The organism is Actinoplanes subtropicus (genome assembly GCF_000721705.1).
In the GTDB taxonomy this organism is placed as follows: Bacteria; Actinomycetota; Actinomycetes; order Mycobacteriales; family Micromonosporaceae; genus Actinoplanes; species Actinoplanes subtropicus.
Map to the genome: position 1 here is coordinate 1 of NZ_JOJL01000080.1, position 10223 is coordinate 10223.

A 10223-nucleotide genomic window follows, 5' to 3' on the forward strand; every position below is an offset into this window, starting at 1 on the left:
TGGACGCGTCGATGTCCCCATCGCGGATTCTGTCGGGCGAGACGGCGGACCAGGTCGCGGATCTCGTCGCTGACCGGCGGCCGGCCCGCCTTGCGGGGACGGGTCCAGTGGCGGCGCAGCAGCCGCCGGTGCCAGCCGAGCAGGGTGGCTGGGGTGACCAGCCGATGGGCCCGGACCGGGGTGGGTAGCAGCCGGGCCAGGCCGGACAGGACGGCCCGGTCCGGCCAGGACAACCGGGGCCGGCCGTTGAGCTGCCGCCGCAGCACCGCCACCTCGTGACGCAGCACGAGGACCTCCGCCAGCAGCGCGCTGTCGCTACGGGCCAGCAACCCGAGAGCGCCGACCAGCCGGATCATCATCAAGTACACCAGCCGAGTACACCAGCCGAACCGCCATACCGATGATCCTCAACGCCAACCCGAAAATCCCAGCTCCAGTTGGTGCAGCACCGTTCGCGGTAACCGGTGCAGCAGGGCCGCCAGCCAGGCCCGGTCGGCCGGGGTGAACCGGACCCGGTCGCCTCCGAGTTGCCGTTCGAGCACCATGACCTGGTGACGTAAGGCAAGGATCTCGGCGTCCTTGTCACGGCCGCTCATCGGCAACAGCCGCAGCAATGCGAGGGCGTTGGTCACACCGAGGTAGGCCAGCCGCAGCAACACAACCCATCATCCTCGCGGAGCACCCTGCATCGAGCATCGCCGAGGTCCGATCACCGAAACCAGTCCGGGTCCCCTCCTGCCCACGTCGGCAATCGGGATGGCTGTGACCAGGGCGGATGAGGTTTTCGGCACCCGCACGGTTCGTCTGCCAGTCTCCTTGTGACGTGAGGCCGTTTGAGCTGCCTCGACGGCTGACCGGCCGGAACTGTTGGCTGAGCATGCCAAGGGCATTAGGGACAGCGAATGTCTGGATCCATCACTGACCGGGCTATTTGGCTGCCATAGGACTATTTGATCCGTTAGAGCACCTATTCGACGTGACTAGAATCTCATTCCTTACAGTCGTTTCTCAGACTTGTTTAACTACTCCTCCAGCTTCAGGTGCGTCTGGCTCCTTTGCCGGTGCGCGAAATACGGGGGAAGGAACGACGTGTCACCGTTCCATCGACGATCGCTGCTGTTTGGCGTACCGGGCAGGCCTCGACCAAGTTCGTGGGCAACGAGGATCGCGAGTTTCACGGTCGCGGTGCTCGCCGCTAACTTTCTTCAAGCCAGTCCGGCTGACGCGGCTGTGGACGACAACGCGAGCAAGCCGAGCTGCCCGGCTTCGCGGCCGGACGAGGCTGCTGCGCTGGTGACGGCGCGGATCTGCGGCGGCCAGGTAAAGATCGACAGCCAGACGAGCGAGTATGACGAGGGTTGGGCCCAGCCGAACGGGCAGGTGAACTGGGAGCACTACTACCGGCCGGTGCGGATCGAACGCGACAACTCGTGGATTCCGGTGGACACCACCCTCTCGATCCAGCCCGACGGCTCGATCAAGCCCGCAGCGACTGCGGTAGGGCTGAGCTTCTCCGGCGGCGGCACGGGATCGATGGTGACCATCACTGAGTCCGGCGACACGATGCGGGTCGGGTCGCCACTCGGCAGCCTGCCTGCTCCCGTGCTGGCCGGCAACACCGCCACGTACCCGGAGGTGTTGCCTGGCGTCGACATGCAGTTGCAGGCCGACGTCGACGGCTACGCTGAAGTCCTGGTGGTCAAGGACCGGGCGGCGGCGGCCAACCCGAAGCTGGCTACGCTGCAGTTTCCGGTCGCCACCACCGGGCTGACCTTGTCGGCCGACAGCGGCGGCAACCTGCGTGCGACAGACGCCAAGGGCACGGTGAAGCTCGCGGGAAACGCCCCGGAGATGTGGGACTCCTCCGCGAAGACCGCCTCGCCGGCACCGTCGCCGCTCGCGCAGGGCTTGCTCGGCCGTAGCGAGAAACTGGCTACCAAAGTGGCGAAGTCCAGCGCGACGAACTCCAGCGTGACGAACTCCAGCATCGCGGTGACACCGGACGCGGCGATGCTCGACGACGCAAACACGGTGTACCCGGTGTACATCGACCCGGGAGCGACGGCGACCCGCTCGGCGTGGACGAAGGTCAACTCGAACAACCCGACGACGTCATACTGGAACTCGACCGGTACCGCGCAGGTCGGCGGCACCAACGTGTCGAACAACAAATACCGGTCGTTCTTCGATCTCAACGTCGGCGCGACCCCGGTCGCCGGGAAGTACATCATCGACGCGGACTTCCACATCACCCAGCAGTACAGCCTGTACTGCGAGTCGCACCCGGTGGAGCTATGGTCGACCACCTACGCCGGCTCGGCCACGACTTGGAACGCCCAGCCGACCTGGTCCACCAAACAGGGCAGCGTGACCTCACTGGCTGGTTGTGACAGCTCGCACCCCGGTGCCGCGATCTCGTTCGACGTGACCGGACATGTTCAGGCAGCGGCGGACGGTTCCTGGTCGGACCTGACCTACGGGCTGCGCGCCCCGTCGACGGACGAGACGGGGCTGCGCTCGTACAAGGAGTTCAACAACAACCCGTATGTGACGATCAGTTACACCGCGTACCCGACGATCACCAGTAAGGGCACCGTACCCGGGGTGGCGTGCGCGACCGGATCGAGCCGGCCGTACATCAGCACGGCTACCCCGACGCTGCGGGTGCGGGTCACCGACCCGGAAGGCGGGTCGGTACGCCCGGAGATCGAGTGGGACACCCTGGCGGGAGCGAAGATCGGCAGCGCGCAGCCACTTCCCGGCGCCGCCTCCGGCTCTCTGTTCGGCACCGCCGTCCCGGCCGGGGCGTTCACTGACGGCACCAGCTACTCCTGGAAAGCCCGCGGCTTCGACAGCGTCGCCTGGGGGCCATGGGCCAGCCCCTGCGAGTTCACCATCGACGCCACCGCACCGTCGGCACCACCCACGGTCGCCTCGACGGTCTATCCTGCTGGCGCTTGGGCGGGGGCGGCGAACACCGCCGGCACCTTTACCTTCGGCGCGGCCGGGATATCGGACGTGTCGACCTACCTGTACGGCCTGGACAGCAACCCGCCGACGAACACGGTGAGCCCGACGGCTCTGGGGGGCTCGGCGAGCGTGTCGCTTACTCCGACCACGGAGGGCCAGCACACCCTGTATGTGCAGAGCGTCGACCGGGCGGGCAACGAATCTGCCGTGACGCCCTACAGTTTCTACGCGGGCAACGGCAGCCTCACCAGCCCCCCTTCAGGATCTGTACTCGCGAGCCAGACGAGCCTGGTCAGCGTGGCGCAGTCTAGCGCGACCGGCGTCACCTACCAGTGGCGGCGCGGTGACGCTGACACCTGGGCCACCGTTCCCGCCGCAGACGTCACGACGGCGGCGGGCGGCACAGCGGTGACGTGGCCGTTCGCGGGCACCAGCGGGCAATTCGCCGCACTGAACTGGAACATCGCCAAGACCCTGAACGACGCCGAGGCCGGCGCAGACGCACTGCCAGGACCGCTGCAGATCCGCGCCCAGTTCAACAACGGCACCGTCTCTAACGGAAACGGCGTTGTCTTTGACCCAAACAAGGCATCGGCCCAGTCCACCGAAGTCGGACCCGGATCGGTTAATCTGGTCACTGGCAACTTCAACATTGCTATGAGCGACGTCTCGCTGGATTCCTACGACTCTGACCCAGCGCTGGGCAGGTCGTTCAACAGCCGCCAGGCGGCCGTATTCGACTCGACCCATATGTTCGGGCCGGGATGGCTATCGTCTACCGTCGTCGATGCCGCCGAGGCGCCGTTCACATCGCTGTTCGTGGCAGGGTCACTCGTCACAGTAGGCATGCCGGACGGCTCAACAATCGGCTTCACTCAGAAGACCAGCACCACATTCACGTCCCAAGTCGGATATGAAGCTCTAACTCTCACCTACACTGCCGGTCAATACAAACTGGCCGACCAGGAAGGTAACGTCGTTATCTTCAGTCACGCCACAGGGGCGCAGGCCAGCGTGTATAACCCGACCGCGGTGACCAAGCCCGGAGCCAGCGACAGCATGACTGTGTCTTGGCAGGCCGCCACTGTCGATGGCGTCACAGTCACCCGACCCACACAGATCTTGGCTCCTCTACCGGCCGGTGTGTCGGACTGCGCAAACCCGGTCAAGGGCTGCAGGGCGCTAACATTCACCTACGCATCCACGACGACAGCGACGGCGACGGCGAACGGTGACTTCACGGGCCGAGTCAAGACGGTCTCGCTCGTCGCATGGGACCCCGCCAGCAACGCGATGAAGACCATCGACGTCTCGGCGTACCTCTATGACGGGACTGGTCGGCTTGCCGCCCAATGGGATCCTCGGCTGGACAACGGAACAGCGCATCTCTGGAACACCTACACGTACAACACCGACGGAACACTGGCGGCCATCACACCGGTCAGCCAGTCCAGCGACAATCCGAGTCCGGTTCCGTCCTGGCAGCTGACCTACACGACGGTTCCGGGCGACGCCGGCGCAGGACGACTGGCCACTGTCTCACGCTCGGCCCTGTCAGCAGGAACGGCGACGACCACCGTCGTCTACAACGTCCCCCTGACCGTTTCCGCGGGTGGCCCTTACGACATGGGTGCTTCGGCAACCGCAGCCTGGGGAGAATACGAGCAGCCCACCCAAGCCACCGCGATCTTCCCGCCCACTCAGGTGCCAGACGGCAATCAGAGCAATGGCACCCTGCCCGGCAGCTGGACCAAGGCTCAAATCGCCTACATGAACGCCAACGGCCGACGGGTCAATAGCGTCACACCCGGCGGAAACATCGCCACATCCTGGTACGACGCGCGTGGCAAAACCATTCGCGAACTCGATGCCCCGAACCGTGTGAGGGCACTGAGCCAGGACGAGCAGAAGACCTTCAACATGAACGGTGCTCAGCTGGCCAACGCGCTGTCGAGCCAAACCATCTACAGCGCCGACGGCACCCGGGTCCTGTCCAACTGGAGCCCGTACCACAACCTCACCTTGGCCAACGGAACCGCCGTCCTCGGCCGCGATGTCACCGACAATCAATATGACCAGGGCGCGCCCAACGGGACCTGCCCCTGCGGTCAGGTCACCACGACCGTTGACTCCGTCCTGTATTGGAACGGAGGCATCCCCAACGTGGGAACGCTCGTGACCAACGCGGACGCTCACACCACGACCACCGCCTACGACTGGTCTCTCCGCCAGCCTCTGAAAGTCATCACTGACCCGGGAGGTCTGGCGCTCACGACTACCTACACCTACGACCCGGTCTCCGGGGAAGTCGCCGCCGAAACCGCACCCGGTGGCGGAACAACAACAAACACACCCTCGACAACCACCACCGTCTACTACACCACTGCAGCGAACTCCACCTACCCGGCATGCGGTGGGCACCCCGAGTGGGCCAACTTGGTCTGCCGCACAGGCCCCGGCGGCCAGCCGGGCAGTGGGCCAGAGGTTCCTGCCACGGTGACTACCTACAACCTCTACAACGACCCGACCTCCGTGACCGAGTCCACCTCCAGCGGCACACTGCGAACCACCAGCTACACCTACGACAACGCCGGACGGCAACTGACCCAATCGATCGTCGGAGCAAGCGGCACCGGCGCCGCTATCCCCACCCAACGCAACGTTTACGACCCGACCAACGGAAACCTCGTTCACGTACAGTCGATCGATACCTCCGGCAACGTCACCGCGCAAACCACGACCGCGTACGACGCGCTCGACCGCGTGACAACGTATACAGACACCGACGGCGCGCAATCGACCAGAACCTACGACGTCCTGGGGCGTCCGGTGAGCCAAGCCGACGGCGCCCAATCCCGCACGATCAGCTACGACACCGACGGTGAAAACCGGGGACTTCCCACCAAGATCACCGACGGGCAAGCCGGCACCATCAGCGCCACCTACACGGCCGACGGGAAGATAGCCAGCGAGGCATGGCCGAACGGCATCCTCGTCACCTACCGCTACGAATCCGGGGTGCTGACCGGCAAGACCTACACGAAAACGAACTGCGGACAAGCCGACTGCACCCTCGACGATGAAACCGCCTCCATCGGGCAAGGCCGAACCATCGCGGAGGTCGAGGGATCCTTCCAAGTCAGCTCCTACAGCTATGACGCCGACAAGCGTCTGGTCAACACCACCTCACGTTCACTCGGCACCTGCTTCAACCGGGCGTACGGATTCGGCAGCGACGCGGCCGGACGAGCCAGCGACCGCACCAGCCTCACCGTCTACGGCCCGGCCAGCGACGGCAGCTGCCAGACCACGACGGCCCAGTCGAACACAACGTGGACCTACGACACCGCCGACCGGGTCACCAGCACCGGCTACACATACGACAGCCTCGGCCGCACCACCACCGTGCCCGCCGCGGACACACAAACCCCGGCCGGCGGCAACCTCACAGCCACCTACGACGTCAACGACCTGGTCCGCACCCTCAAACAAGGCAGCAACACGGCGGCAACATACAACCTCGACGTCGACAACCAGCGCATCCGCAGCTGGACCGACACGAACGGCGCCACACACACCAACCACTACAGCGGAACAGCCGACAGCCCCGCATGGACAGACAGCGGCACGGCCGGCTCCCAACGCAACATCACCGGCCTATCCGGACTCATCGCCGTATCGAGCAACACCTCCAACATCGCCTGGGAACTCACCGACCTGCGCGGCAGCATCATCGCGACAGTCAACAACAACGACGTCGGCATCAACTCATCCTCGATCACCGACGAATACGGTGTCCTCAACAACAAGGACCAGGTCGGCGTCAATCGCTACGCCTGGCTCGGGGGTAAACAACGGGCAGCCGACAACCCGGACGGCATCATCCTCATGGGTGTCCGCCTCTACAATCCCGTCACCGGCCGATTCCTCAGCGTCGACCCCGTGCCGGGCGGCAACGCGAACCCGTACGACTACGTCACCGGTAACCCCGTCAACAACAACGACCTCGACGGCAGGCGTTCTTACAAAAGGTGGACGACCTGGCATTGGTGGGGTGCGGTGATGCACTTCACGTTCACAAAAAACATGACTAAGACCTTTTACGAAGACGGTCAATCCGGGATTATCCCTTGGATGGTTGATCTCTCGATCTGTGGTGTCGTAACGTGGGCCTTCACGGCCGGCGCGGGAGTCGGGTGCGGAGTATTCATGGCATTCCACACCACCTGGGCGATCCATGAAGTCAACGCAGCCCACGTAAACGACACCTGCTTCGAGTTCGAGGTGATCTTCAACTGGACCCACTCTCAACCGTTCACGTACGCATTTGGAACTCGTCATGGAAGGCACTGTGTTGAAAGGTAGGCGGGCGATTATCAATGACCTCATTTGAAAGGAGCTGGCTCGAAGTCCCCATCATTGCCGCTGCCTGGGCCGCACTCCTCATCTGGGGAATCCGGGGACGGGCGGTAAACAAAGGGCTCGCTTGGCCTGGTGCCGTCCTCTTCGGCGCCGGCAGCGGCCTACTCATCCCAGCGCTCAATGGCCATAACCGCACGCCGCTAATAGTCGCTGCGGCGATCACGATGGCAGTAGGTGCCCTTCTTTACGTTTGCGCACTGATCATGCGACGAGTCTGAACCAATGCTGCCCGGTAGCCGCCCAACCAAAACGAGCGGCTACCGGGCATCACGACCGTCTTTGTTCCTCGCCCAAGCCTCTGCAAGGTCTTAGCGCCTACCGGCGGGGTCTGTCAAGAAAACGGCTCTGGCGCAGAAACGGTGGTCCACCCGCCGTCCTATGTGGCTGGACGCCTGCGGGATCATGACGCTCGTGCGACTTGATCAAAACCGTTTTCCCCGGCCTGTCGGCGCTGGTCATCGACCAGGTACTCGACCTCGGAAACCTCGTGCGCGTGATGGCTCGGACGCCGCCGGGTGGGGCGGCCTGCCCTGAATGTGGGCAGCTCAGCGAGCGGGTGCACGCCTATCACCAGCGGCAGCTGGCTGATCTGCCCGTCGGTGGACGTGCCGTTATCGCGCAGGTGCGTGTTCGGCGGCTGGTCTGCGTGACGGCGACCTGCCCGCGGCGCACGCTTCGTGAGCAGGTACCGGACGTGACGAAGCGCTGGGCGCGCCGCACCCGGCAGCTGACCGCTCTGGTCGCCGACCTGGCCGTGGTGACCACGGGCCGGGCCGGCGCGCGGTGCTGGCCCGGTTCGGCGCCCGCGTCTCGCGGAGCACGGTGCTGCGGGTACTGATGGGCGCCCAGGTCCCGCAACTGCCGGCCCCGCCGTGCTCAGCGTGGACTTATCCCGAGCTTGTGATTGTCCCGCGGTGGCCGGTCCGGGGGCTGGAGGTGTGGGTGGTGGCCTGGTTCTGGAGGTCGTGCGGGGTGCTGTGGTCGGGATAATCGCGTGGTTGTAGGTCGCGGTCGCCGCGGCTGAGGCTGTCCTTGTCGGAGCTGAGCGCTTCGGAAAGGGGCAGGTGAGATGGCTCAGGCGTGGGTTCATGACGAGGGGCCGTTGACGGTATTCGTCGATGGCTACCGGTCTCTGCTGGGGCGGCGTGGCCACTCCGCCAGGTCGGTGAGGGATCACGTTTCGCTGGTGGGCTGGCTGAACCGGTGGCTTGCGGCCGGCGGAGTCAGCGTCGAGGAGTTGACCCGGGATCGGGCCGAGTCGTTCCTGGCGGATCAGCGGGCGGCTGGGCGGCGACGGGTGCCGACGATGCGGATGCTCGTGCCGTTGTTCGAGTACCTGCAGGACTTGAATGTCCTGCCCCCGCAGCGACCACCGGAGGCGACCGCCCTGGATAACCTGCTGGATCAATACGGTCGGTATCTGGTCCGTGATCGGGGGTTGGCGCCGCTGACCGTGGTGCGGTATCAGCGGATGGCCAGACGTTTCCTCGCGGGCCGAGCAGCCGGACGACCCAGCGGCGAGCTGGTCGAGGGCCTGGACGCCGACGAGGTTCATGGCTATCTGCTGCAATGCCGGTCCCGGCTGGTGCTCGAGTCCGCCAAGCGGGAAGCTGCTGACCTGCGGTCGCTGCTGCGGTTCTTGTTCGTGCGGGGATTGACCGGCACGGATCTTGGAACGGCGATGCCGCCGGTGGCGGGATGGAAGGACGCCCGGCTGCCCGAGACGTTGACCCGGGCGCAGGTGGCTGCACTGCTGGCCGGCTGCGACCGTTCGACATCGGCCGGGCTACGGGATTTCGCGATGCTTTGCCTGCTGGGCCGGCTGGGTCTGCGCTCGGGCGAGGTCGCCGCGCTCCGGCTGGACGACATCGACTGGCGCGCTGGAGAGCTCCTGGTGCGGGGCAAGGCACGGCGCGAGGATCGACTGCCGTTGACCGTCGAGGTCGGTGAGGCGCTCGTCGGGTATCTGCGCGACGGCCGCCCGGTCTCGTCGTGCCCGAACGTGATCCTGACCTGTTACGCGCCGTTCCGGCCGATCCACCCCAGCTCGATCACGCGGGTGGTCTACCGGGCCTGCCGGAGGGCGGGGCTGGCCCTGGTCGGCGGTCATCGTCTGCGTCACGCACTGGCGACCGAGATGCTGCGCGAGGGCGGTGATCTGGTCGAGATCGGCCAGGTCCTGCGGCACCGGGACCTGGTCTCCACCGCCGTCTATGCCAAGCTCGACCGGGCCGCGCTGCGCGCGGTGGCCGGCCCCTGGCCGATCTCCGGTCTGGTGGTGTCTCGATGAGCGCCCTGGCCCAGCGGGCCGAGGACTATCTGCGGCTGCGCAACGCGCTCGGACACGAGCTCGCCGAGGCGGTCCGTCTGCTGCCACGTTTCGTGGCCTACCTGGACTCGATCGGCGCCACGACCGTCACGCTCGACGCGGCCCTGGCCTGGGCGCAACAACCGGACGCCGCGCCGGGCAGCAACCTGCGGGCAAAGCGGATGACCGTGGCCCGCGGGTTCGCCCGGCACATGGCCGGCGTCGATCCCCGCACCCAGGTGCCACCGCTCGGGCTCATCTCCTACCGCAAGCAGTGGCGGCCTCCGTTCATCTATCAGCGCGCCGACGTCGAACTGCTGATGACCCACGCCGTCCAGGGCATCCGGGACCCGCTGCGCGCGGCCAGCCACCACACCCTGATCGGGCTGCTCGCGGCCACCGGCATGCGTGTCGGGGAGGCACTTGTCGGGGTACGCGTGAATGTGCCCAGCCACGTACGGATGAACGGGGTCTGTCGCTGATCTTGTGACGGTGGCTCATGCTGGATGAAGGATGCGTTTGC

At 65.7% G+C, this 10223-nt stretch carries 5 protein-coding genes and 1 pseudogene; 4 read left to right on the forward strand and 2 right to left on the reverse strand.

The features are described from left to right. Together IH26_RS0151580 and IH26_RS0151585 are read right to left on the reverse strand one after the other, a co-directional pair. Nucleotides 1-359, reverse strand: a pseudogene (locus IH26_RS0151580) (hypothetical protein); the annotation flags it as partial. 48 nt (nt 360-407) lie between these two features. After that, nucleotides 408-659, reverse strand: a complete 252-nt coding sequence (locus tag IH26_RS0151585; protein ID WP_030443658.1) for a hypothetical protein — start codon at nt 657-659, stop codon at nt 408-410. 571 nt (nt 660-1230) lie between these two features. Here IH26_RS0151585 and IH26_RS0151590 point away from each other — a divergent pair. From IH26_RS0151590 to IH26_RS0151605, 4 genes are all read left to right on the forward strand, one after another. Continuing rightward, complete coding sequence (locus tag IH26_RS0151590; protein ID WP_051810078.1) at nt 1231-7335, forward strand: RHS repeat-associated core domain-containing protein; 6105 nt, start codon at nt 1231-1233, stop codon at nt 7333-7335. 475 nt (nt 7336-7810) lie between these two features. Next, nucleotides 7811-8230 carry an ISL3 family transposase gene (locus tag IH26_RS0151595; RefSeq protein ID WP_030443660.1) on the forward strand — a complete coding sequence of 140 codons (420 nt, stop codon included), beginning with the start codon at nt 7811-7813 and terminating at the stop codon, nt 8228-8230. A 327-nt stretch (nt 8231-8557) separates the two neighbouring features. After that, entirely contained in the window at nt 8558-9682 is a 1125-nt protein-coding gene (locus IH26_RS0151600; RefSeq protein WP_169789951.1) for a tyrosine-type recombinase/integrase, read from the forward strand. After that, nucleotides 9679-10182 (forward strand): integrase, encoded by a 504-nt coding sequence (locus IH26_RS0151605; RefSeq protein ID WP_034218199.1) that lies wholly within the window; start codon nt 9679-9681, stop codon nt 10180-10182. The genes IH26_RS0151600 and IH26_RS0151605 overlap by 4 nt, the downstream gene beginning before the upstream one ends. Nucleotides 10183-10223: the final 41 nt, after the last annotated feature.

Coding starts and splice junctions, on each gene's coding strand:
- IH26_RS0151605 (WP_034218199.1), top strand. CDS start 9,679: ATGAGCGCCCTGGCCCAGCGGGCCGAGGACTATCTGCGGCTGCGCAAC.